Annotated in this window: 23 protein-coding genes; 7 read left to right on the forward strand and 16 right to left on the reverse strand. The window is 63.9% G+C overall.

Features of this window, described 5'->3' with window-relative positions:
• The first annotated feature begins 284 nt into the window (after positions 1-284).
• Entirely contained in the window at positions 285-1400 is a 1116-nt protein-coding gene (locus A8950_RS18850; RefSeq protein WP_166645280.1) for an ABC transporter substrate-binding protein, read from the forward strand.
• Between the two features lie 61 nt (positions 1401-1461).
• Here A8950_RS18850 and dhaK read toward each other — a convergent pair whose 3' ends face one another.
• From dhaK to A8950_RS18910, 12 genes are all read right to left on the reverse strand, one after another.
• Entirely contained in the window at positions 1462-2463 is a 1002-nt protein-coding gene (gene dhaK / locus A8950_RS18855; RefSeq protein ID WP_133615231.1) for a dihydroxyacetone kinase subunit DhaK, read from the reverse strand.
• A gap of 36 nt (positions 2464-2499) precedes the next feature.
• Complete coding sequence (locus tag A8950_RS18860) at positions 2500-2925, reverse strand: hypothetical protein (RefSeq protein WP_133615232.1); 426 nt, start codon at positions 2923-2925, stop codon at positions 2500-2502.
• On the reverse strand, positions 2922-4538 hold the full coding sequence (gene ptsP, locus A8950_RS18865; RefSeq protein WP_133615233.1) for a phosphoenolpyruvate--protein phosphotransferase: 1617 nt from the start codon (positions 4536-4538) through the stop codon (positions 2922-2924). The genes A8950_RS18860 and ptsP overlap by 4 nt, the downstream gene beginning before the upstream one ends.
• A complete protein-coding gene (locus tag A8950_RS18870; protein WP_133615234.1) occupies positions 4528-4854 on the reverse strand; it encodes an HPr family phosphocarrier protein in 327 nt (108 codons plus the stop codon). Before A8950_RS18870 ends, ptsP begins: the two co-directional genes overlap by 11 nt.
• Before the next feature lie 55 nt (positions 4855-4909).
• A complete protein-coding gene (dhaM, locus tag A8950_RS18875; protein WP_166645281.1) occupies positions 4910-5299 on the reverse strand; it encodes a dihydroxyacetone kinase phosphoryl donor subunit DhaM in 390 nt (129 codons plus the stop codon).
• Positions 5296-5907 carry a dihydroxyacetone kinase subunit DhaL gene (gene dhaL, locus A8950_RS18880; RefSeq protein WP_133615236.1) on the reverse strand — a complete coding sequence of 204 codons (612 nt, stop codon included), beginning with the start codon at positions 5905-5907 and terminating at the stop codon, positions 5296-5298. Before dhaL ends, dhaM begins: the two co-directional genes overlap by 4 nt.
• Before the next feature lie 33 nt (positions 5908-5940).
• Complete coding sequence (locus tag A8950_RS18885) at positions 5941-6957, reverse strand: ABC transporter ATP-binding protein (RefSeq protein WP_133615237.1); 1017 nt, start codon at positions 6955-6957, stop codon at positions 5941-5943.
• Positions 6950-8047 (reverse strand): ABC transporter ATP-binding protein, encoded by a 1098-nt coding sequence (locus A8950_RS18890; protein WP_133615238.1) that lies wholly within the window; start codon positions 8045-8047, stop codon positions 6950-6952. The genes A8950_RS18885 and A8950_RS18890 overlap by 8 nt, the downstream gene beginning before the upstream one ends.
• Before the next feature lie 3 nt (positions 8048-8050).
• Positions 8051-8269 (reverse strand): hypothetical protein, encoded by a 219-nt coding sequence (locus A8950_RS18895; protein WP_133615239.1) that lies wholly within the window; start codon positions 8267-8269, stop codon positions 8051-8053.
• A complete protein-coding gene (locus A8950_RS18900) occupies positions 8266-9222 on the reverse strand; it encodes a carbohydrate ABC transporter permease (RefSeq protein WP_133615240.1) in 957 nt (318 codons plus the stop codon). Before A8950_RS18900 ends, A8950_RS18895 begins: the two co-directional genes overlap by 4 nt.
• Positions 9219-10172 (reverse strand): carbohydrate ABC transporter permease, encoded by a 954-nt coding sequence (locus tag A8950_RS18905; RefSeq protein ID WP_133615241.1) that lies wholly within the window; start codon positions 10170-10172, stop codon positions 9219-9221. Before A8950_RS18905 ends, A8950_RS18900 begins: the two co-directional genes overlap by 4 nt.
• Positions 10173-10263: 91 nt before the next feature.
• Positions 10264-11580 carry an ABC transporter substrate-binding protein gene (locus A8950_RS18910; RefSeq protein ID WP_133615242.1) on the reverse strand — a complete coding sequence of 439 codons (1317 nt, stop codon included), beginning with the start codon at positions 11578-11580 and terminating at the stop codon, positions 10264-10266.
• Between the two features lie 453 nt (positions 11581-12033).
• On the opposite strand from A8950_RS18910, the gene A8950_RS18915 reads away from it, so the two are divergent.
• The 3 genes from A8950_RS18915 to A8950_RS18925 are packed head-to-tail and all read left to right on the forward strand — an operon-like array spanning position 12034 to position 15384.
• Complete coding sequence (locus A8950_RS18915; RefSeq protein WP_133615243.1) at positions 12034-13071, forward strand: LacI family DNA-binding transcriptional regulator; 1038 nt, start codon at positions 12034-12036, stop codon at positions 13069-13071.
• A gap of 56 nt (positions 13072-13127) precedes the next feature.
• On the forward strand, positions 13128-14186 hold the full coding sequence (locus tag A8950_RS18920; protein WP_133615244.1) for a sugar phosphate isomerase/epimerase family protein: 1059 nt from the start codon (positions 13128-13130) through the stop codon (positions 14184-14186).
• 16 nt (positions 14187-14202) lie between these two features.
• The gene (locus tag A8950_RS18925) at positions 14203-15384 is read left to right on the forward strand and encodes a Gfo/Idh/MocA family protein (protein ID WP_133615245.1); all 1182 of its coding nucleotides are present in this window, start codon (positions 14203-14205) and stop codon (positions 15382-15384) included.
• On the opposite strand, the gene A8950_RS18930 is transcribed toward A8950_RS18925, so the two are convergent.
• The 3 genes from A8950_RS18930 to A8950_RS18940 are packed head-to-tail and all read right to left on the reverse strand — an operon-like array spanning position 15381 to position 18875.
• Entirely contained in the window at positions 15381-16142 is a 762-nt protein-coding gene (locus tag A8950_RS18930; protein WP_133615246.1) for an SDR family NAD(P)-dependent oxidoreductase, read from the reverse strand. The two genes, A8950_RS18925 and A8950_RS18930, sit on opposite strands and share 4 nt — an antisense overlap.
• On the reverse strand, positions 16143-18185 hold the full coding sequence (locus A8950_RS18935; RefSeq protein WP_133615247.1) for an adenylate/guanylate cyclase domain-containing protein: 2043 nt from the start codon (positions 18183-18185) through the stop codon (positions 16143-16145).
• An 18-nt stretch (positions 18186-18203) separates the two neighbouring features.
• Positions 18204-18875 carry a hypothetical protein gene (locus tag A8950_RS18940; RefSeq protein ID WP_133615248.1) on the reverse strand — a complete coding sequence of 224 codons (672 nt, stop codon included), beginning with the start codon at positions 18873-18875 and terminating at the stop codon, positions 18204-18206.
• A 285-nt stretch (positions 18876-19160) separates the two neighbouring features.
• On the opposite strand from A8950_RS18940, the gene A8950_RS18945 reads away from it, so the two are divergent.
• Positions 19161-20111 carry an autotransporter outer membrane beta-barrel domain-containing protein gene (locus tag A8950_RS18945; RefSeq protein WP_166645282.1) on the forward strand — a complete coding sequence of 317 codons (951 nt, stop codon included), beginning with the start codon at positions 19161-19163 and terminating at the stop codon, positions 20109-20111.
• A 98-nt stretch (positions 20112-20209) separates the two neighbouring features.
• The gene (locus tag A8950_RS18950) at positions 20210-22528 is read left to right on the forward strand and encodes an outer membrane protein assembly factor BamB family protein (RefSeq protein WP_166645283.1); all 2319 of its coding nucleotides are present in this window, start codon (positions 20210-20212) and stop codon (positions 22526-22528) included.
• Positions 22529-22577: 49 nt separating this feature from the next.
• Here A8950_RS18950 and A8950_RS18955 read toward each other — a convergent pair whose 3' ends face one another.
• Positions 22578-23240, reverse strand: coding sequence for a gamma-glutamylcyclotransferase (locus tag A8950_RS18955; protein ID WP_133615251.1), 663 nt, complete (start codon positions 23238-23240; stop codon positions 22578-22580).
• Between the two features lie 117 nt (positions 23241-23357).
• Between A8950_RS18955 and bmt the strand changes: the two genes are divergently transcribed.
• Positions 23358-24410: a betaine--homocysteine S-methyltransferase gene (bmt, locus tag A8950_RS18960; protein ID WP_133615252.1), complete on the forward strand. Its 1053-nt coding sequence runs from the start codon at positions 23358-23360 to the stop codon at positions 24408-24410.
• Positions 24411-24507 lie beyond the last annotated feature (97 nt).

Genomic DNA, 24507 nt, shown 5'->3' on the forward strand with positions numbered 1-24507 from the left:
CGTTGCTGCAGTGCATTGGCGGGAGTGTCGGCCGACCGTTACTGCGCTGTCAAGGCTCAAGGAATCATGAATGCGCGACCTGACTTCATGCAAAGGTTTCATGAACGATGCGGACCCAATCATGCTTTCGTGATTGGCGCAAAAGCGGGGAATTTGACGTTGACAGCAAGTTGCCGAAGGACGTCAAATTTGCCCGGGATTTGATGAGCAGCGCGGCACGCTTCGCGAATGCGGAAAATCACCGACGGAACTGCGAACCGCAACCACAACAGGGGGCTAAGGGTATGAACAAGGTTAAATTCATTGATCGTCTGTCGCAGGGGCGGATATCGCGCCGCGATGCGATGCGTGCCGCCACCGCCTTTGGTGTCGGCATGGCGATGATGCCGCGCCGGTCACTGGCTGCCGAACCCCTGACGATCATGGAGTGGAGCGGCTACGAAATCCCGGAACTCTTCCAGTCCTTCGTCGACAAGCATGGCGCAGCGCCGAACTTCTCGATCTTCGCTAACGAGGATGAGGCCCTGCAGAAGGTGCGCGGCGGCTTCAATGCCGACATCGTGCATCCCTGCACCTATTCGGTGACGCCCTTCGTCGAGGCCGGCCTCTCCAAACCGATCGACACTTCGAGGCTCAGCAACTGGGCCGACATTTTCGAGCCGCTGAAGACCACCGGTACGGTGGTTGACGGCAATGTCGTCATGGTACCGGCGGATTGGGGCATCTCGTCGATCGCCTATCGGACCGATCTCGTCGAGCCCGACTTCCTGGAGAACGAGACCTGGGGCATTTTCACCGACGAACGCTATGCCGGCCGGTTGTCGATGTCGGACACCGACGCGGCGCTGCAGATCGCCGGCCTTCTTCTCGGCTATTCGCGCGACAAGATCCACCAGATGTCGGATGAGGAACTGGAAGCGACCCGGCCGCTGGCAGCCAAGATGGTTGAATACAGCCGCTTCCTCTGGACCGACAATACCGAGATTGCGCAGGCCCTCGCCTCGGGCGAGATCGTCGCCGCCTATGCCTGGAACGAAACCGTGAAGACGCTGGCCGAGCAGGGTCTACCGGTCAAGTATGCCTATCCGAAGGAAGGTCGCTTCACCTGGCTCTGTGGCCTCACTCTCCTCAACACCGGCAAGGGTGACGAGGGACAGGCCTATGACTTCCTGGACGCCTGGCTGTCGCCGGAGACCGGCAAGTTCATGATCGAGCAGTATGGCTATGGCCACAGCAACCGGAAGGCGTTCGAGATGTCGGACCCGGCGGCGGTCGAGGCACTCGGTATCACCGATCCTGTCGCCTATCTTCAGGATGGCATCCTGTTTCAGCCGATCGAGAGCACGCGCCAGCAGAAGATGATCAAGATGTGGGAAGAACTGAAGGCCCTGAAGCAATAGGCCTTCGCCACACCACTTGCACGGGGCCGGTTCGCAAGAACCGGCCCTTTTTCTTGGGATATCACATGCCCCAGCGCAGGGCGGCCGTATGCACCGGCTGGTCCCACAGCGCGAGATCAGCATCCTCGACCAGGCTGACGGTAAGGGAGCAGCCGGCCATTTCAAGCGAGGTGACATAGGAGCCGACCAGGCAGCGCGCCGCCAACAGCTTGCGACCGGCGAGAATGCGCCGCGCCGCATTGCACATCAGGTAGAGTTCCATGGCCGGCGTGCCGCCGAAGCCATTGACCAGAAGGAGCACCTGCTGGCCCGCCTTCGGCGCCAGATCGTCCAGGATGGCCCCCATCATCTCCGCGGCGATGGCATCGGCCTCGGCCAATTTCACCCGGCGACGCCCGGGCTCGCCATGAATGCCGACGCCCATCTCCATCTCGTCCTCGCCCAGGGTGAAGGTCGGCTTGCCTGCGGCCGGTACGGTGCAGGAGGTCAGCGCCACGCCCATCGAACGGGTGCGGGCGTTGACGTCCTTGCCATAGGACTCGAGTGCGGCAAGATCCCGGCCCTGCTCGGCCGCCGCCCCGACGAGGCGCTCGACGATCATGGTCCCGGCGACCCCGCGCCGCCCGATGGAGTAGGTCGACTTCTCCACCGCGACGTCGTCATCGGTGATGACGGTCGCCACTTTGGCGACACCCATATCGGCCGCCATCTCGGCTCCCATGGCGAAGTTCATCACATCGCCCTCGTAGTTCTTCACGATGAAGAGGACGCCGCCGCCGGTATCGACCGCCTGCGCCGCCGCCACCATCTGGTCCGGGGTCGGCGAGGTGAAGACCTGGCCCGGACAAGCGGCATCCAGCATGCCATGGCCGACAAAGCCTGCATGTAGCGGCTCGTGGCCCGAACCGCCGCCCGAGACCAGCGCCACCTTGCCCTTCTTCAGGCTGCGCCGCTGCACGAATTTGCGTTCGTCACCCAGGGTCACGATATCGGCATGCGCGGCGGCGAACCCGTCCAGGCTTTCGCTCAGCACATTCTCCACGGCATTGATCAGCTTCTTCATATTCACCTCCCAGGGGTTTCCGGGCGCTTTCCGGAATCACTTCTCGTCTTCGATGATGCGCGCCATCTGCACGGCGACATCGGTCAGCATCTGGTCGAGGCGCCGATTGCGCTCTTCGCTGCCCAGATCCGGCACATGCAGGGTCGCCGTACGGATGCGCCGCCCCGTCTGGCTGCGCTGCAAGCGACCTGGATGGGCCCGGTCGTAGGCGGCCAGGAATGCCTGCCTCTCCAGCGGCGGAAAGTGCACGATCTCGAAGATGGTCTCGATATGCGGTGCCGGGATCGGCACCGCGTAGCTGGCATTGGTGATCTGCGAGACGAAGCTGCGGTTCTTGCCGAGGGCGAGGGCGAGGCGCTGGCGTGTGCCCGACGGGCGGTTGTCAAGCAGGCGCTGCAGGATACCCTTGTACTCGGCCATGGCCGAGGCTTCGGCGCCGGCGATTTCCGCTACGGTGTTCATGACGGGAGCGGACCCGACCAGCCGGCGATGACCGCCTTGGCCCGCGCCAACATGGCGGGCGCCATGGACAGATTGCGAACGCCGCGTTCGAGGAGCAGCGGGATCATGGCCGGATCGCCGCCCGCGTCGCCGCACAGGCTGACCTCGCGGCCGGTGTGGCGCCCAAAGCGTGCCACACGCTCGATCAGCTCAAGCACTGCGGGATTGGCGCTATCATTGAGGGCCGCCACGGCGGTGATGTCGCGTGCCGCCGCCGTCACATACTGGGTAAGGTCGTTCGAGCCGATCGAGAAGAAGGCGGCAGGAAAGCGCTCCACCGCCAGTGCCGCCGCCGGCACCTCGACCATGATACCTAAATCCGGTTCGCGGCAGTCGATACCGGCCTTGCCAAGGGCGGCGATCTCGTCGCGCAACAGCAACGCGGTATCAGACACTTCCTCGGGAATCGTTACCATCGGCAGCATCACCTTGAGCGGCCCCAATGCGGCAGCCCGCGCCAAGGCACGCAACTGGATGCGGAAGACCTCGGTCCTGGCGAGCGACAGGCGGATGCCCCGCACACCGAGGAATGGATTCGATTCTGACTCACCGGTCAATCCCCTGATCGGCTTGTCACCACCGGCATCGAGCGTCCGGATGGTGACCGGTCGCCCGGCAGCCCAATCCAGGATGCGGCGATAGACGGCAAATTGGCTGTCCTCGTCCGGCAGCCCGGCCCGGTCGTGGAACAGGAATTCCGTTCGCACCAGCCCGATGCCGTCGCATATCCCGGGATCGAGGTGGTCGAGTTCTGCCGGGTCCGCGACATTGACCTGCGTCAGCACCCGCTCGCCCGAGCCGGTAGATGCAGGCCGGTGAAGAAAGGACTCCCAATGGGCTGCGGCGGCCAGTTCACCGGCGCGGCGGCGTTCGAACTCGGCGATCTCGGCTGCTTCCGGGGCCAGGTTGACGCGCCCCTGCGCACCATCCAGCAGGACAGTGGCGGCGCCCGCCTTTTCCGGCAATCGGGCCGGCAAGGTCAGTCCAACCACCATGGGCACGCGGCGCGCCCGGGCCAGCATGGCAACATGGCTGGTCGGGCTCCCGCCCTTCAGCGCGACGCCGCCGCCCGCGCTCCAGTCCCAGGCGAGAAAGCGCGACGGCGCCAGATCGGTTGCCAGTACGATGGCGCCAGGCGGCGGCACCACATCCGCCGTTCCGAGAAGGTGATCGAGCACCCGGTCGCGCATGTCGGCAAGGTCGCCGGCCCTGGCGCGGAAATATTCATCCGACGAGGAAGCATAACCCGCTATCTGGGCATCCATGGCCTCGCGCCAGGCAGCCTCGGCCGCCATGCCATGGGCAATCTGTTCCATGGCGGGCTCGGCCAGGGCGTCGTCGGATAGCATCGCCACCTGGAATTCGAGGATCTCGGCCGCGTCGGTGCTGGTCGCCTGCTGCAGGATCGTGATGTCATCGATCGCGCGCCCCAATGCCGCGCGCAGGGCCTCGGACTCCTGCTCCGCGCTGCCCTGCATTCGCCTGCCGGCGCTCGCCTCCGGCATTTCGAACAACGGCCCGGCAGCAAGTCCGGGCGCCGCGGCGCGACCGCTATGCCAGGTATCAGCCGGCATGCCCCTGCTCCGGAAGGGCGACGGGTTCGTGCGGTGCCTCGTCGAAATCGCGCCGCACCAGATCCAGCAACGCAGCTATGGCAGCAGCGGCATCGCCACCCTCGGCCGTGAAATGCAGGACGGCGCCCCGGGGGGCTTTAAGAGCCATGACTTTCACCACACTTTTGGCGTCGATCCATGGACCTTCCACCGCGAATGCCAGTTCGATTCTGGCGCCAAATGCCTTGGCAAGTTTGGTCAGTTTCACCGCCGGCCGGGCATGAAGGCCCGTCGGATTGGTGATCTCGGCCATTCCGGTCACGCGGGCGTCACTCATGCCGGCTTCCCCTTGTCCCGATGGGCGCGATAGGCGCCAAGATGCAAGACTGGATTCATTGCGGCGACAATTCCTCCGCCGTGCGCTTGACGACCTCGAGGGGCGAACCGCCGGCCGCCTCGGTTGCAGCTATCACTGCACCCTCGACGATTGGCGCATTGCAGACGACCGCCCTGCCCTGGCGCTCCGGGGGCAGCATCTCGATCGCCATTTCCGAGTTCGTCTCGGCGCCGCCCAGATCGACCAGGATGGCAACACCACCCGCCGACCAGGCACTGTCGATTGCCTGCATGATCTTCTCGACCGATGTCCCAAGGCCGCCGGTCGGATCGCCGCCGCACCAGGCTACCTTGACCTCATCTCCCACCATCTGCCGCACCATGTCCGCGGCGCCCTCGGCAACCTTGGGGGAATGCGAAACGATGACGATACCGACCGAACTCATGATTCACCCTTCACTGCACCAACCACCGCTGCAACCATCAATGCCGAAGAACGCGCGCCCGGATCGACATGGCCGATTGACCGATCGCCCAGGAAGGAGGCACGGCCGCGAATGGCCTTCATCGGCCCGGTTGCCTCTGCCGCTGCGGCGGCCACCGTCACCAGATCGGTGAGCGCCAGCGCGTCCTTGCGCAGCTGCGCCGCCACCGGCACGAGCACGTCCAGCATGGTCTTTTGCCCGGCCTCGGACTTGCCGCGCGCCTGCACCGCCTGGATGGCAGCCTCCAGCGCACCGGCAACATCGCCGGCACACGGGTTCCCCGGCAGCTCCTTGCCCAGCGTCATGAAGAGGGTGCCGAACAACGGACCCGACGCACCGCCAACCTTCATCACCAGCGTCATGCCGACTCCCTTGAGGAATTCCGGCCATGGTTTCTCGACCAGTCCAGCGCTATCGGCCATGACCGCATCGAAACCGCGCTTCATGTTGATCCCATGATCGCCGTCGCCGATCGCCTGATCGAGTTGGGTCAATTCCTCGGCATGGCGCGAAATGGTCTGCGCAACCGCCGTCAGCATTGCCAGCCGTAGTTCCTTTTCGCTACTCATGGCCCGCAACTCCATTACCCTTCCCATACGCCGTCATGCCGCAATGCGCTCGCCATCGGCGGCGAAGAACAGCGGCCGTCGCAGGCTAACCTGCAATTCGTCACCCACCGACAGGTTGGTATCCGCCCCGACCAGCGTCACCAGCCGGTGGTCTCCCATCACCAAATGCAGGTGGTTCTGGTCGCCCAGGTGCTCGATCCATTCGACCCGCGCCCTTGGGCCGCCGCCCTGCCCGCGATCCACCACGATATGTTCAGTCCGCGCGCCGATCAGCGTCGTCCCCGGAGGCATCGCCGCACCCGCGAAGGCACCGGCCGGGAGCAGGTTGATCGCCGGCATGCCGAGCCGCGTCGCCACATAGGTGTTCCTGGGCGATTCGTAGATCTCGCGCGGGGTGCCGATCTGGACCAGCCGGCCGTGGTCCAGGACACCGATCCGCGTCGCCATGGTCATCGCCTCGATCTGGTCATGGGTGACGTACAGCATGGTGGCACCAAGGTCGCGCTGGATATGCTGCAGTTCCAGGCGCAACTCGGAGCGCAGCTTGGCGTCGAGCGAGGACAGCGGTTCATCCATCAGATAGACCGAGGGTTGCCGCACCAGCGCCCGTCCGATGGCGACGCGCTGCATTTCGCCGCCCGACAGGCGCGTCGCCCTGTTCTCCAGCTTGTGATCGATCCGCAACATCCGGGCGACTCGCTCGACCGCCTTGTGGATGTCCTCGCGGCTCTGCCGCCGCACCGGCGCCCGCAGCGGGAAGGCAAGGTTGTCGTAGACGCTGAGATGCGGATAGAGCGAATACTGCTGGAAGACAAAGGCGACATCGCGCTCTGCCGGCGACCGGGGCGCCGCATCGTGCCCGCCGATCAGGACCCGCCCCTCGGTCGGCTTTTCCAGACCCGCGATCAGGCGCAACGTCGTCGTCTTGCCGGCACCGGTCGGGCCCAGCAAAACCACGAACTCTCCGTCCTGGACGACCAGATCAATGTCCTGCACCGCGGCCACGTCGCCGAAGCGCTTGGTGACGGATTCCAGGTGGATTTCAGCCATGGGTGCTACCCTCGTAAAGCGCTGAGCGGATACAGCCACCATCACTGGCACGGAACAACGACAGACGTGCAGCGTCGAAGCTGAGGCCGACATGGCTGCCATCCGCAACCCGGATGTCCGAACCGGTGCGCGCCTTCACCTGGCCAAAGGCCGTATCGACGGTCACGATCTGGGTCGTGCCGAGGTATTCCGTGCCATAGACCTCGCCCCGCAGCGACGAGCCGTCGTCGAAGCGGATGTGCTCGGGACGAACGCCCAGCGCCAGCTCGGCCGCCGGCACCGCCTCGCGGATGGCCGGTATGCCAATCCGCGCCTCGCCGAGGCTGACCACATCGTCGCCGGGCGCCAGTGCCGACTGGAAGCGCAGGAAGTTCATGGATGGTGACCCGATGAAATCGGCCACGAACATGCTGACCGGGCGCTGATAGATCTCCTGCGGCGTGGCATATTGCTCGATCACGCCCTTGTTCATGACCGCGATCTTGTCGGCCATCGACATGGCCTCCAGCTGGTCATGGGTGACATAGACCGTGGTTGCCTTCAGCCGGTCATGGAGGCCGCGCAGCTCCCCGCACATGACATGCCGGAACTCGGAATCGAGGGCGCCCAAAGGCTCGTCCATCAGGAAGCATTTGGGTTCGCGCACAATGGCCCGGCCGAGTGCCACGCGCTGGCGGTCGCCGCCCGACAGGCCGGAGACGGGCTTGTCAAGAATGTGTTCGATCCGCAGGATGCGCCCGGCCTCGGCCACCCGCCGGGCCACCTCGGAGCGCGACATGCCCTGGCACTTCAGCGGAAAGGCGATGTTCTGCCGCACGTTCATATGCGGGTAGAGCGCGAACAGCTGGAACACGAAGGCGATGTCCCGCTCGCCCGCCCGATGGAAGGTCACATCGTCGCCGCCCAGCAGGATGCGCCCCGACGTGGGCAGTTCCAGACCCGCGATCATGCGGAGCGTTGTCGTCTTGCCGCAGCCGGACGGACCCAGCAGCACGACGAATTCGCCATCCGCAACGGTGAAGCTGGACCTCTTCACCGCCACGAACTCGCCGAAGCGCTTCTGCAGGTCCTCTACCCTAATCTCCGCCATGCCCTACTCCGGAAACTTGCTCACGATGATGAACATGACGACACCGACCAGAACCGTCACGAAGGAATAGCCGTAAAGGACGATCGAGAACGGTTGCACCAGCATGACGACGCCAAGCAGGATGAGCGCGACCGCAAGGTTCTCCTGGATGCCACGGCGTGCCCAGCGAGGCCAGGTCTTCCTGGGTGCCGACTGGTTCTTGACGACGGGTTCCAATTTCATTTCCTCACCGCGCCAAAGGTGATGCCGCGCAGCAGATGCTTGCGAAGCAGCACCGTGAACACGACGATCGGGATCAGGAACAGAGTCGTCCCCGCGCCGACCGCTGGCCAATCCATCCCGCCTTCGCCGATGATGGTCGGAATGAAGGGTGGCGCGGTCTGCGCCCTGCCCGAGGTCAGCAGCACGGCAAAGGCATACTCGTTCCAGGCGAAGATCAGGCAGAAGATCGCAGTCGCGGCGATGCCGGTCGCTGCCTGCGGCAGCACCACCTTGAAGAAGGCGTGCAGCCGCGTATAGCCGTCGATCATCGCCGCTTCCTCGTATTCACGCGGAATTTCGTCGATGAAACCCTTGAGCAGCCAGACCGCGAGCGACACATTGACCGCAGTATAGAGGAGGATCATGCCGAGGGCGGAATCCGATAGCCCGAGTTCGCGATACATCAGATAGATGGGAATCGCCACGGCGATCGGCGGCATCATGCGGGTCGACAGGATGAAGAACAGCAGGTCGTCCGCCAGCGGAATCTTGAAGCGCGAGAAGGCATAGGCCGAGAGCACTCCCAGCGCTACCGCAAGGAAGGTCGAGCCGAACGCGATGATCAGCGAATTGATGAAGCGGGGCACATAGTTCGACGGTCCGGCGATCACCATTTCGCGCTTGCGGGTGACTTCGTCGCAGGCGCCCTGGGGCGGCCCCTGGGCCTCGATATAGTCCTGCGTCTGCCGGGTCCGCGTCGTGAAGAGGTTGCAGTAACCCTCGAGCGACGGATCGAACACGACCTTGGGTGGGTAGGAGATCGAATCCGGCGGCGTCTTCCAGCCGGTGGCGAAGATCCAGGCCAGCGGGATCATCGAGATCACCGCATAGAGGATCACCAGGAAACCGGCGAGGCGCTTTGAATTGGCCGACGGTTCGACGACCGAATGCGCCGTTGTCGATGCGCTGCTCATCGCTGCTTCACCTTGTTGAGGGCCTTCACATAGACATTGGCGAGGCCGAAGACGACCACGAACAGGATGATGGCGAAAGCCGAGGAATAGCCCGTCCGGTAGGCCTCGAAGGCCTGTCGCTTGAGGGCGATCGACGCCAGTTCGGTGGTCGAGCCCGGGCCACCGCCGGTCAGCAGCATCACCATGTCGAACATCTTGAAGTTTTCGATGCCGCGGAAGAGGACCGCGAGCATGATGAAGGGCAGCGCCATGGGCAACGTGATCGACCAGAACTGCCGCCAGCGCGAGGCGCGATCGACTTCGGCCGCCTCGTGAATGTAGTCCGGGATCGAGCGCAGGCCGGCAAGGCAGATCAGCATGACATAGGGCGTCCACATCCAGGTGTCGACGATGATGATCGCCCAGGGCGCCAGGGTGACCGAACCCAGCATCTCGAACGATGACGGCGGAATGCCGGTGAAGAACGAGACGATGTAGTTGAACAGTCCGATCTGCGGCTGATAGAGGAACTTCCAGAAATTGCCGACCACAGCCGGCGACAGCATCATCGGAATGAGGATGACGGTCGTCCAGAACGCATGGCCGCGGAACTTGCGGTCGATCAGATAGGCGAGGCCGAAGCCGATCACCGTCTGCAGCAGGATGGTCCAGAAGACGAAATGCGCCGTCGCCTGCATGGAGGCCCATATCTCCGGCGACCCCAGGATATCCTGATACCATTTGAGGCCGACGTTCACGACCGGTCGGTTGGGCCGGTTGGACGCATAGTTGGTGAAGGACAGGTAGACCGTCCAGATCAGCGGGAAGATGTTGATCGCCAGCAACAGCACGATCGTCGGCGCGATGAACAGCCAGGCGATCGCCCGGTCGGACAAGCCCCGGACCTTTCTGGCGATGGCCGGCGGCGTCGCGGCGGCGGCGCGATCGGCGATTGAATTGAAGTCGGACATGGCTCTCTCTCGAAAGAGCGGCGTCTCCGGCGGTCAGGTCGGAGACGCCGATTTCGCAAGTTGCAGGCCTAGAGGCAGTGAAGCGAAGTCGTCAGAGCTTGCCCTCTTCCTCGAAGATCGCCGTCCAATCCTGGATCAGGCCGTCCAGCGCTTCCTTCGCGGTTCCCGTGTCCGCCACGACGTAGTCATGCAGCCGCTTCTGCATCGCCTGCAGGAGCTGCGCATAAGCCGGTTCCTGCCAGAAATCCTGAACCCCGTTCATGGCCTCCAGGAACTGCGCGGCAAACGGCTGCGAGTCCTTGAAGCCCGGGTCGTTCAGCACGGCATTGTGGCAGGCATAGCCGCCGAGCGACCACCATTTCTTCTGCACGTCCGGCTGGGCGAACCATTTGATGTAGGCCAGCGCGCCGTCCATGTTGTCGGTGTTGGCGACAACCGAGATGCCCTGGCCACCAAGCGTCGATGCCTCGATCTTGGCGCCCGGGTTGACGAAGAAGCCGGTCTTGGAACCGACATTCTCGTCCTTGGCCATGCCCGGCATGAAAGCGAACCAGTTCATCATCATGGCGACCTGGCCCGACTTGAACGCATCAAGGCCCTCACCCATGTAGCTGTCGGTATAGCCCGGAGGGGTACAGCACTTGTAGATCTCCTTGTACATCTCGAGGCCGGCCACCGCGTCGGCCGAGTTGACGGCCCCCTCCATGTCATACTTCCCGGGCGTGTTCTCGTATTTGAAGCCATAGGGGTAGAGCGCCGAGGTGGCACCCATGGTTATGCCCTCGGACGCGCGCTCGGTGAAGATGGCGGCACCGTAGACCGTCTTGCCGTCGATCTGCCGCCCCTGGAAGAACTCCGCCGTGTCCTTCAACTCGGCCCAGGTCTTGGGCGGCGCCAAATCGCGGCCGTATTTGGACTTGTACTCCGCCATCAGGTCGGGGTTTTCGAACCAGTCCTTGCGATAGAACCAGCCATTGGCGTCGCCCATGGCCGGCAGCGCCCAGTAGTTCGGCGTGCCCTTCGGCCAGGTTGAATAGGCATAGACGGTCGCCGGCGCGAAATCGTCCATGGAGATTCCTTCCTTGTCGAAGAAATCATTGAGCTTCACGTAATAGCCGTTCTCCGCCGAGCCGCCGATCCACTGGCTGTCGCCGATGAGCAGGTCGCAGAGTTTGCCGCCGGAATTGAGCTCGTTCAGCATGCGGTCGGCGAAATTCGGCCAGGGCACGAACTCGAATTTCATCTGGGTGCCGGTCTGCGCGGTAAAATCCTTGGACAATTCGACCAGCGCATTGGCCGGATCCCAGGCCGCCCAGCACAGAGTCAGTTCGTCTGCCTGGGCGTCCGATATCGGGGTGAGGGCGATGGCTGCCGCCAGCGCGCTCGCGCCCGCCAAAAGCTTCTTCATGCGATTTCCTCCCAATGTTGCATCCGTTCCCCCGCCGCCGCCACCGCGCCTATGCCGGCCTGGTGTCTTTGTGGAGGGGCCCGAAGCGCGCTCCCCGCGCGGCCCGGGCTCTTCTAATTCTGGATTCCGCCTTCGCCCGCGTTTGAGGTGTTTGCAAGGCTGGACGTGATGTTAAGTACTATGGCAATTCACTAAACATCGCAAGCAAAGAATGCGTCAATCTGGCGCATATGGCCGAATTTTCCGGGCTTCGGTGACAGTAAAATTATGTCGCATCGCAACATAGCGTCAGTTTGTTTCATACTGTTCGCCTCACTCCGCATAGCATGACCTTGATCAAGCGAACAAACTAAACACCTTAAACATGGTCGCATTGCACACTTGGCAAATTTTTAGCCATTTCACCTCATTTTTTGAGTTGCATCCCTCAACATTTCTGGCAGGTTCTCGCGCATGCATGACCGAACCCGCCGCCCTACCCTCGTCGACGTGGCCGACTATGCGCGGGTGAGCCTTGCCACGGTCGACCGGGTCTTCAACCGCCGCCCCGGCGTCAGCCCACGCACGGTCGAGCGCGTCGAGGCCGCGCTGGTAAAGCTCGGCTACCGCCCCGACGCGGCGGCGCTGCGCCTCGCCCGCGGCATCCACTACAATTTCTGCTTTCTGCTGCCGACCGGCGGCAACACCTTCATGTCGCAATTGGCCGGCCATATCGAACGCTCGATCGACTGGCTGCGGGACCAGAACGTGTTCTGCGACCTGAAGCGCGTCAATGTTTTCGACGCCCAGGAGTTGGCGGTTGAATTGCGCCAGTTGCAGGGCCGCTACCATGGCATCGGCGTCGTCGCGCTGGATCATCCGGTCGTGCGCGACGCCATTGACGCGCTGGTCGAAGGCGGCGCCCACGTCGTCACCCTGGTCTCGGATGTGCCCTCTTCCCGGCGCCATCGCTTCATAGGTATCGACAACAGCGCGGCAGGGCGCACGGCGGCAACCCTCATGGGCCGATTCCTCTCCGCGAAAAACGGGCGGATCGGGGTCATCGCTGGCAGCCTGGCGCTGCGCGATCATGCCGAGCGCCTGTTCGGATTCCAGCAGGTGATCGGCAGCGAATATCCGGGCCTGGTCCTGCTGCCGCCGCAACAGGGCCAGGACAGCGCCGAGAGCTGCCGCGAGATCACCCGACAACTAGTCAGGGAGAACCCGGATCTCGTCGGCATTTACAGCATCGGCGCCGGCAATCGCGGCATCGCCGAGGCCCTGATCGAATCCGGCCGCAGCCACGATATCGTCTTCATCGGGCATGAGCTGACGGAATTCTCCCGACGCTACCTGATGCAGGGCATCATGCATGCCGTGATCAACCAGGATTCCGGGCACGAGGCGCGGTCCGCTGCGCGCGTTCTCCTGGCCTTTTGCAGCGGCCAGCAGGTGATCGACGACCAGGAGCGCATCCGGATCGATATTTTCCTGCGCGACAATCTGCCGTAGGCGAGCCATCAACGAAAGGCGCCGGCGACAGGCGCCGCATCTAGGGAGAAACGACCATGGCACTCACCACGATCAAGGGACCGGCCATTTTCCTGGCCCAGTTCGCCGGCGACAAGGCACCCTTCAATTCCTTCTCGTCCATCTGCAAATGGGCGGCCTCCCTGGGTTTCAAGGGCGTCCAGGTGCCAAGCTGGGACGGCCGCATGATCGACCTCGAAAAGGCGGCCAAGTCGAAAACCTATTGCGACGAGCTCAAGGGCATCGCCAAGAGCCACGGCATTACCATCACCGAGCTCTCGACCCATCTCCAGGGCCAGCTGGTCGCGGTCCATCCGGCCTATGACCAGGCCTTCGACGGCTTCGCCCCGCCAAAGGTGCGCGGCAATCCCAAGGCGCGGCAGAAATGGGCGGTCGACCAGATGATGCTGGCGGCCAAGGCCTCGCGCAATCTCGGCCTCGACGCGCATGTCACATTCTCGGGTGCCCTCGAATGGCCGTTCATCTATCCCTGGCCGCAGCGGCCCAAGGGCCTCACCGACACGGCCTTCGAGGAGTTGGCCAAACGCTGGCTGCCAATCCTCAATGCCTTTGACAAGGCCGGTGTCGATGTCTGCTACGAGATCCATCCCGGCGAGGATCTGCATGACGGCGTCACCTTCGAGATGTTCCTTGAGCGCGTGAAGAACCACCCGCGCTGCAACATCCTCTACGACCCGTCGCACTTCATCCTGCAGTGCCTCGACTATCTCGATTACATCGACATCTACCACGAGCGCATCAAGATGTTCCATGTGAAGGATGCGGAGTTCAACCCGACCGGCCGGCAGGGCGTCTATGGCGGCTACCAGAGCTGGGTCAACCGAGCCGGGCGCTTCCGCTCGCTGGGCGACGGCCAGGTTGATTTCAAGGCGATCTTCTCCAAATTCGCGCAATACGGCTTCAAGGGCTGGGCCGTGCTGGAGTGGGAATGCTGCCTGAAGCATCCGGAGGAAGGTGCCCGCGAAGGTGCCGTCTTCATTCGAGACCATATCATCCGCGTCACCGAGAAGGCGTTCGACGACTTTGCCGGTGCCGGCACCGACCGGGCCGCCAATCGCCGCATGCTCGGCATCTGATACTGGGAGGAGCGACATGGCCATCGAAGGCAGGCAGGACAAGGGCGGCAGCAATCGCATCCGCCTCGGCATGGTGGGCGGCGGCGAAGGCGCCTTCATCGGCGCGGTGCATCGCCTCGCCGCCCGCATGGACGACCAGTACGACTTCGTCGCCGGGGCACTCTCCGCAACACCCGCCAGGGCGAAACGCTCGGCGAAGGCGCTCGGCCTTTCCAGCGACCGCGCCTATACGGATTTCGAGGTGATGGCCGCCAGGGAGGCCGCCCGCGCCGATGGCATCGAGGCGGTTGCCATCGTGACACCAAATCACATGCATGCGCCGATCGCCCGCGCCTTTCTCGATGCCGGCATCCATGTCATCTGCGACAAGCCGCTGACCGTCACGCTGAAGGAAGCGCTCGACATCAAGAAGCGCGCCCGGAAACATCGCCGCATCCTGGCCGTTACCTATAACTATACGGGCTATCCCATGGTGCGGCATGCGCGGCAGATGGTACAGGAAGGGGCCCTCGGCAAGTTGCGCGTGGTGCAGGTCGAATACCCGCAGGACTGGCTGACCGAGCGGCTGGAGGCGACGGGGCAGAAGCAGGCGGCGTGGCGCTCGGACCCCAGGCAATCGGGCGCCGGCGGCGCCATCGGCGATATCGGCACCCATGCCTATGATCTGGCCACTTTCGTGAGCGGACTGCAGCTCGAGGCGCTGGCTGCGGACCTTTCCTCCTTCGTGCCGGGCCGCAAGCTGGACGACAACGCCAATATACTGCTGCGGTTCCGGGGTGGTGCGCGCGGCATGCTCTGGGCCAGCCAGGTCAGCCCGGGCAACGAGAACAATCTGAAGCTGCGCGTCTATGGCGAGAAAGGCGGGCTGGAATGGCACCAGGAACATCCCAACCAACTGCGCTGGTCGCCCTTCGGCGAGCCGACGCGGATCATCTCGCGGGGGACCGGGGCTGCAAATGCCGCCGCCGCGCGCTTGACCCGCGTTCCGCCCGGGCATCCGGAAGGCTATCTGGAGGGCTTCGCCAACATCTATTCGGAAGTTGCGGCGGCGATCCGCGCCGCCCGCCAGCGCCGACGCGCCGATCCGGCTGTCACTTTCCCGACCGTCGATGACGGCGCGCGCGGGGTCGCTTTCATTGAGGCTGCGGTGAAGTCGTCCCGGCGCAACGCCGCCTGGGTGAAACTCGCGAAGACCTAGGCCATCAGCTGGCCGCCATTGACCTCGATGATCTGGCCGGTGATATAACCGGCGAGATCGTTGGAGGCCAAGTAAAGCACCGTTCCCGCGCAGTCCCTCGCCGCGCCGAGGCGCGCCTGCGGTATCGACTTCCGCGTCGCCTCGAGCTTTTCCGGCGTCGAATGGCGCACATGGAAATCGGTCGCAATCGTGCCCGGCGACACGGCATTGACGCGGATATCCTTCGGTGCCAGTTCACGCGCGAGTGAGCGCGTGAAGGTCGCGATGAAGCCCTTGGTGCCGCTATATATGCTGGACCCCGGCGAGCCGCCGGTGCGGGCGGAAACGGAACTGACGTTAACGATGACCCCGCCCTTGGCTCTGGCAAGATGCGGCAACGCGGCCTGGCAGCAATGGATGGTCGAGCGGACATTGAGATCGAAGACCTGGTCGATGAAGGCGTCGTCGATCTCGGCAAGTTCGCGCCTGGCCACCATACCGCCCGCATTATTGACGAGGATATCCAGGCCGCCCAGGGCCGAGACGCATTGCGCGACCAGATGTTCAGGGTTGCCGCGTTTGGTGAGGTCGCTGCCGATACCGACCGCCTGGCCACCCGACGCCTGAATCTCCTGTAGCAATGCCGCCGCGGCGGGGCCGCCGGAATGAAAGTGGACGGCTACCTTTGCGCCGGCATCGGCAAAAGCGCGCGAGATGGCGGCGCCAATCCCCGTGGCGCCACCGGTGATCAGGACGGTGCGGCCGGCAATGTCCTTCATCTATTTCGATCCCTGCTGGATGATGCCTTCCCAATCCGACATCGGCGTCGCCGCGTAGGTTTTGGCCCAGCCGACATAGCGCGCCGCCAGATCGTCGCCTGATTCGGCCAGGACCGCAAAGGCCTTCGCCGCTGCCGCGAAGTCACCTCGCCGCCACAGCTGGAGGGCCGCGGAAAAGGCAGGAAAATCAATCTCTGCCGCATCGGCTGCCGTCAGCGGTTGATAGAGCCTGACCGGCTGGTCGCGGCCGATGACGCGGATGAAATCCAGTTCACGGAACCGGCAGGCGTCGCCTACCTTTTCCCGGACCTGTTCGCTGACCACGATCGGGATGCCGTAATGCTTGCCGACGCCTTCAAGCCGCGACGCCACGTTCACGGCATCGCCCATCACGGTGTAATTGAAGCGCTGCGGCGACCCGATATTGCCGACGATCGCCTCGCCGCTGTGCAGGCCGATACGAATGGCGATCCGCCCTTTGCCACCGATGAAAAGCGGTTCGGCCTTGAGACTCTCGATCATCGCAAGGCTGGCCGCGACCGCGTCCAGCGCATGGTTCTCGCGCGACAGCGGCGCACCGAAGATCGCCAGGATGCCGTCGCCCAGGAATTTGTCGACGAACCCGCCATGCGCCTGGACGATCTCGGTCATGCGGCTGAAATAGCGATTGAGGTCATCGACCAGCGGCCCGGGCGCCACCCGTTCCGACAAGGTCGAATAGGCTGCGATGTCGGAAAAGAGGATGGTGATCTCGCGCAGCTCGCCGCCCAGAGCCGGCAGCTTTTCCTCGCGCACCAGGCGGTCGACCTCGCTTTTTGGCAGATATAGCGAAAAGGCGTTGCGCAACTGCCGCCTTGCCCGGTCCATGACCGTGAGGCGCAAGGCGATGCCGGCGGGCCCTGCCAGGATCAGCGCCGCGAGGCCCGTCAGCCAGGGCAGCGCCCAGTATGTCGTGAACAGAGCGACCGACAGTGCTGACCAGGCTATGGCGAGGACAAGCCAAACGGCGACAGCACGCCCGGGACGCAGCGCCAGAAAGGCCATGGCCGCCAGAATCGACAACAGAATCAGCAGGGCGGCGCGCTGGGCCTCACCCGGCACGTGCAGCCCTGAGCCACCCAGCAGATTCTCGATCGCGGCGGCGTGAACCAGGATTCCCGGCATGTCATAGCGAGCAACGCCGGAAAAATCTTCGGGCTGCGTGGGCACGCGGCACGGCGCGGCGAGATTTTGACCTTCCGGCAATGTCGCAAAGCGACCTGAAGTCAGCCTGCGATCTTCGATATCCAGGACGCCACCGAAGAGCACAATCTTGCCGGCAAAATGCTGCTCAAAGTAACTGGCTTCCCCGGCCTCGGCGCAGGCGCGCAGATCAGCCATCGAATGGATCTGCGGCCGTGGCGCAGACGCGAAATTGAGAAATACGGCGTCGCCCGTTGCGGGCGTGCCGGCCCGGTTGGCAAGTTCGGCACCAAAGCTGGCGACGGATTTGCCCGTGACATTCAGGAATTTCAGGGGGTAGGCGCGCGCAATCCCGTCAGGATCCGGCGGAAGGTTCACGGGATGCTCGTTGCGGCCATCGATGTTCGCGCGAACGGCGCTGCGTTGCTGAGCCGTCGGTATGATCGGCTTGGTCTGATGCTGCGTGAAGCCCAGAACGACCTTGTTCTCGTCGGCACCGCGCCGCAGTGCCCGGAGCCAGGGCAGATCGTAACCCGGCGCGATGCTGTCGGCCGTGGTGCCGATGATGATGTCGATGCCGACGACCTTGGGATCGGCTTCCAGCACCCGGTCCAGGATAGCGCCCATATGGGGCGTCCACAGTGCCTGCGGCAGTTCATGGAAATACGGATCGCGATAGGTCGCCTCGTCCACCGCGACGATCGCTATATCCCGGCTGATCGGCGGTGGTCCCCAAAGGCGCGCGTGAACAAGGTGGAGAAAGTCGATCGACAAGCGGTCGAGACTGCCGCCCCGCCAGATCAGGAGGCCACCGACCAGGGCGGCGATAACCGCCGCCAGAATAATGTTCCGCCCCCGCACCCCCCGCCTGCTCCGTTCTCAATCGATGAGGACAACCCGTTCGAGGCGCGAACCACCGGTCTTTGCCGCCGGGTCGATCTCGACCATGACGGTGTTGCGCGCAGTCTTCAGATGATAGGTCTTGCCGGGCTTGAGATCGACCTTTTCCTCAGCCAGGTCGAAGCGGCCGGTCTCGGTCTGCAGCTTTTTGACCGACTTGCCGGAATCGGCTTCGACGATCTCCAGGAAGATGGTTTGGCCGCCACGCCCGACCAGGAGGAGGCTGCGCGAGTAGACGTGCTTGAGCGAATCCGCCGGCCGAAAGGCAATCGTGGCGCTCTGCTGGGATTCCGCCGCACTCAAGGCAAGCCGTGGCTCACCGCATTGCACCGTTTCGCTGGTGACCTTGCCGCCGGCAACCTCGGATTGCTTCTCACCGATGGTGACCTGGCCGCCGGTGATGGTTTCGCGCCGGCAGGACGTCATATAGCCGATGACGATGGTCTCGCCGGTGCCGAGTTCGAAGGTCGTCCCTGCGGCGAGGAGCGAGAATTCGCCGATCCCGGCCTTTGCCGCGCTACCTTCCTCCACCAGCGCCACGCGCTTGCCGGCGGCCTGTGCCTCCGATGCCACAGCCAATGCGAGGACAATGGCGATGGCGGCGGCACAGCCGGCACTTTCACGAGATTTCTTAATACGCACACGTTTCATGATTTCGCCTCTTGGGCCTTTGCGCACAGTATATGAAGCGAGGCTGATTGGTCGCCAGACCGATACCACGGTTTTGTGCGCTCGATCACGCTTAGCATTGTTTTAGCAAGCCATCCCTATGCAAGGGCTCAGGAATAAGCTATTCGACCGGCCGATCAAAGTTTTGCCAAGGCGGATTCGACTAGGCCGATTCCGGTTTCCGGGATTCCCGTCTGAATTGGCCGCAGCCAACCGTTCGGCTAACGACATTCTGACCGAATAGCTTTTTGAGGGACGATGATGAGCATGTGGGCAAGAACATTCCGGGTTGCGCTGGCGACGGCCGTATTCACCGGTGCCGTCAGCACGCTGGCACTCGCCAATGACGAGATCGAGAAGAAGATCCGTGACGAGGTCAGCCGCCGCGTCAACGACGCCATCACCAAGCGCATCGGCGACGACGTGACCTCGGATATCGACGGCATGCCGGAGACCGGCTACAGCAATTCCGCCTGGGTGACACCCAGCTATACCAACATCACCAGCGACAGCGACAGCCTGATCGAGGCGGCTGGCAGCAGCTTTGATTCGGATCTCTGGACGGTGCCCTTCGGCGTCGATCACCGTTTCGGCGACAATTTCTTCCTCGGCCTGTCTCTGGCCTATGCCACGTCGTCGACCGACATTGATATCGATGGCAGCAACATCGATTCCGATTTCTACGCCGATACCTATACGGTCGCCCCCTATGCGGCCTATCGCTTTGCCGACTATTTCTTCGTCAGCGGCATGTTCTCCTACGCCTATACCGACGGCAAGTCGACCATGGATGACATGCCGGATGAGGACGCCGACGCCCAGGCCTATTCCGGTGAACTGGCGCTGAACGCCGCCGCCCCGGTCGGCGACTTCATTCTCAAGGGCAAGGCCGGCTGGCGCTATGCCTATACCGAGTTGCTGGAGAACAGCACGCCGGAGGCCGATGACGACAGCGACGTTCACACGGCCGTCGTGTCCGCAGAGGTCGGGTACAATTTCGACCCGATCATTCCCTATGTCGGCCTGCAATACGAGCATGCCTGGCCGGAGAACGTGCCGGATGCGCCGGAGGGTGACCAGGATTTCCTCTATGTCTCGGCTGGCGTGCGCAGCGCCGTCAACGACTGGTTCTCGGTTGGTGCCGGCTTCCGCGCCGAGGTCATCAATGACGAGACCAACCAGATCGGCGGCCAGCTGGAGTTCAAGGCCCGCTTCTGACCGACAAGGTCACGGGATGATATGATGGGGGGCGTTGCCCGCTTCGGCGGGTACGCTCCCTTTTCATTTCCGAGCTTACGCGATCGATGGGAGCATGCATGATGCGGCACATGCGTTATCTGGCGATCCTCGCCTGCCTTGGCATGACGGTCCCGGCAAGCACGCCGGCCTACCCCCAGAACGCGGTCTTCGATGCGATCGGCAGCCACATCCTCGAGAACGTCGTCTATGCCCAGGCACAGTTGCGGGTAACCGCACCGTTGATGCAACTGACCGGCCTTTCGGTGGGAACCGGCGGCGACAGCTTCGTTCTGCTTGGCAGTGACGGCGCCTATCGCCTGTGGAACCTGCAGGCCGGCAGCCAGCGCGCCACGCTGAAACCCGGCGCCGGAACGGCATTTGCGCCCAGCGCCAGCGGCACGACCCTGCTGGTCGGCGGCAGCGACGGCGGTGTGCGCCTGATCGACCCGCCGAGCGGCAAGGCCTTCGCCACGCTGGCAGGTGCAGATGGCGCCGTCACGGCACTCGCCGGCAGCAGCGACGATGCTTTGGTCTATGCCGGCACCGCCAAGGGCGGCGTAATTGCCTGGAACGTCGACGACGGCAGGATCGCCTGGCAGTCAACGGCGCTCTCCGGTGCCGTGCAGCACATCGCGGTCTCGCCCGACAATCGCCATCTCGCTATTGCCGATGCCGCCGGCAATCTGGCACGCCTGGATGCGGTGGGCGGCACCGCGGCGACTGCCGGCACACTTGGCAGTCCCGCCAGCGCGCTGCATGTCAATGACAAGGGCGGCGTCATCGCCCTCGCCTCAAGCGGCCGCCTGGCCCGCAACGAAGGCAGCCTCGATATCGGCCCCGTGGCCCGGGCCGATATCGGTTTCAGCGGCGCCAATGCCGTCGTGTTGCGGCAGGACGGCACGGTCGAGCTGGTGGACGCCCGGACCGGCAAAAAGATCCACAAGATCGCCGGCACGAAGGGCAGCAAGATCGGCCTCATCTACGATGAAGCCGCCGCCAAGGCGATCGTGGTCGCCGCCGACGGCACGCTGGAGGTCTTCGATACCGTCACGCGGGAACTGGTCCTCTCGATCTTCATCTCCACCCAGGGCTGGGCGCTCATCGACCGACAGGGCCGCTTTGACGGCTCCAGCAGCGGCTTGCGCGGCATCGAATGGGCGGTGAAGAAATCCAATTTTCCGATCACCTCGTTAACTGAGGCATTTGCCGATCCCGGCATGCTGTCGGCCGTCCTCCAGAATGACCAGCGCGATCTGCGCGCCGTGCCGGGCAGTCCGGTGGAGCAATTCCCGCTGCCGCCGAAGGTCGAGATCGAATCGCTGACCGCCGAGAAGACCGGCGACAAGCCCTACCAGCTGCTGGTCATCGCCGAAGACCAGGGCGGCGGGATCAAGGATGTGCGCCTCTATCACAACGGCAAGATCGTCGATGTTGGCGCCATCCTGGAACAGAAGGACGCCGAGGCCGGCGGCAAGCGCATCCGCGTCGTCGGTTACAATGTCTGGCCGGTACCCGGGCCCAACGTCTTCCAGGCGGTCGCGACCGGCGCCTATGACAATACGGGCGACGCCGCCGAGTTGCACGAGACCTTCTCCGGCGAGCCGCGGCGCGGACGCCTCAACCTCATCGCCGTGGGCGTTTCGAAATATGGCAGGCTGCCACAGCAATACCAGCTGCAGGTCGCCGCCAATGACGCACAGCGTGTCGCCACGGCGGTATCACAGCATGCGCGCAGCCTGTTCACCGAGATCGCCGGCAGCGAACTCACCGATGCCCGGGCGACGCGTCAGCAGATCATCGGCGCCTTGGACAGCCTGAAAACTGCCAAGCCGGAGGATTCCGTCATCCTTTTCCTGTCAGGCCACGGCGTCACCGATGGCGAGGAATGGTATTTCCTGCCCCATGACGCGACGGCGGATGATCCCGGCACATGGCTTTCGGCCACCGATATCCGTGCCGCACTGGAAAAATCCGGCGCCCAGCGCGTCTTCGTCATCATCGATGCCTGCTATTCCGGCGGTACGGTCGAGAATTTCTATGCCGTCACCTCGTTCCAGAAGCGCTTCCTCACCAACGGCCTGCGCAGTTCCGGCATCCAGGTGTTGACGGCGACCCGCCGCGACCAGCTGGCACCGGAGAGCGCCGAACTGGGCGCCGGCTTCCTCACCTATCTGGTCGACCAGGCCATCGCCGGCAGGGCCGATGCCGACCCCCGCGATGGCTGGATCTCGTCGCAGGAAGTGGCCAAGTTCGCCTATCAGGCATTGCCCGAGTTGTTCCTGACACAGCGCGAGAAGAACCCGAAGGCCTTCCGTGACGTCTATGGCGCCGACGTTCAGGAGCCGGACGTCTATACGATCGGCGCCGACCTCCTCATCGCCCAGACAGGACAATAGCGACCTTGGTCATCTCATTGGCCGGGTTCGATCGACCTGGCCGCGACGGTCACAGCCCGACCTTGGCCCGCACCAGCCGGTCGAGTTGGGCCAGCCCCTTGTCGCTGATGCCGAGGCCCAGCAGATGTTCGTGGGTCGCATGCAGGTATTCCGCGTTGCTGCCCACCGGACCGCAGGCACGGGCGATCATCTCGGCGGCGAATTCCATGGAATGCGGCCTCAGATAGCGCTCGTTGGCGCGGTTGGCGACGAAGGCGATGGCGCGCAGGCTGCCGTCCGGTGTCTTCACCCGCGACCAGCGCGGACGATAGCCGCCCGTCACCATCTCGCGCCGCCACAGCCCTCTGAGGTCATCCCCCATCGTCGTGTCATGAAGGCGATAGACCATGCCGCGGCAGAGCCCGCCGCGGTCAAGGGCCAGCATCAGGCCGGGGCATTCCTCGGTACCGCGAAAGCGCTTCATCACCAGGCAGAAGCGGCGGTGATAGCCGACCAGCGTGGCGAGCTTCTGCTCCGCCGCGACGAAGGCCGGCCGCCAGAGCAGCGAGCCATAGCCGAACACCCAGATCGGCTGGCCTGGCTCCCGTTCGGCCAGGATGGCCCGCAGCGAGGCCTCGCGCTCGGCATCGCTGAGCCAGCCGGGCGCCGGCGTATCCGGCCAGTATGCGGCCGGGTCAGGTTCGGTCTGCGGGAGGTTGTGGCGGTCGGACATAAGGCCGGATATTAGCCAATCTGGCAGCTTGAAGCAGCGGCGATAAAGCCGTAGATTGGCGCATCATATATAGGAACCTTTATATGAAGGTCCGTAAAGATAATTGAGGAAATTCAAATGGTTAACAGATTCCTGAAGCTTCTGGCGGAAAAGCCGTTCCTGATGGCGGATGGTGCCACCGGCACCAATCTGTTCCAGGTCGGGCTGCAGGCTGGCGATGCGCCGGAACTTTGGAATTTCGACCATGTCGACCGGATCGAGGCCCTGCACCAGAGCTTTGTGGATGCCGGTTCCGACATTATCCTGACCAATTCCTTCGGCGGCACGCGCTATCGCCTGAAACTGCATCATGCCGAAGGCCGCGTCGCCGAGATCAACCAGCGCGCGGCCGAGATTGCGCGCCGTGTCGCCGACCGCAGCGGCCGCGAGGTCGTGGTTGCGGGCTCCATGGGCCCCACCGGCGAGTTGTTCCAGCCCCTCGGCGCCCTCTCGGTGGACGATGGTATTGCGGCCTTCCGCGAACAGGCGCTGGCCCTCAAGGCCGGCGGCGTCGACGTGATCTGGATCGAGACGATGTCGGCGAAGGAGGAAGTCGCCGCCGCGGTCAAGGGCGCCGCCGCCGCGAATCTGCCGATCGTCACCACGATGAGTTTCGACACCAACGGCCGCACCATGATGGGGCTGACCCCGGCCGATTTCGTCGCCTTTGTCCATACGCTCGACCCGCAGCCCGTGGCCTATGGCGCCAATTGCGGCGTCGGCGCCTCGGACCTCACTGCGACCATCGTGCAGCTGCATGCAGCCGCGATTGCCGGCGGCTGGGGCGATGACAGGATCGTCGCCAAGGGCAATGCCGGCATCCCCTATTTCGAGGACGACAAGATCAAGTACAACGGCACGCCGGAATTGATGGCGGATTATGTGCGCCTCGCCCGCGATGCGGGTGCCGCCATCATCGGCGGCTGTTGCGGCACCTCGCCCCAGCACCTGGTCGCCATGCGCGCCGCGCTGGATGCGCACCAACCCGGCTCGCCGCCCAGCGTCGAGAGCATCACCGCCCGGCTCGGGCCGCTCACGGCCGGTGCCGCCGGGGCACTGTCCGGGGAGAAACCCAGTTCCGGGGGCCGGCGTGAACGACGCCGGGAGCGAACCGGCGACGTGGCATTCTGAGGGCGTTAACCGCTTTCGGCTCAATTTCCACAAGCCCGGGCTTGACCCGGCCAGCCAGTTCCTGCCTTTAGGCACTGAATCTACGGGGCCGGTTCCC

It is taken from the genome of Dongia mobilis (genome assembly GCF_004363235.1).
Lineage (GTDB): Bacteria > Pseudomonadota > Alphaproteobacteria > Dongiales > Dongiaceae > Dongia > Dongia mobilis.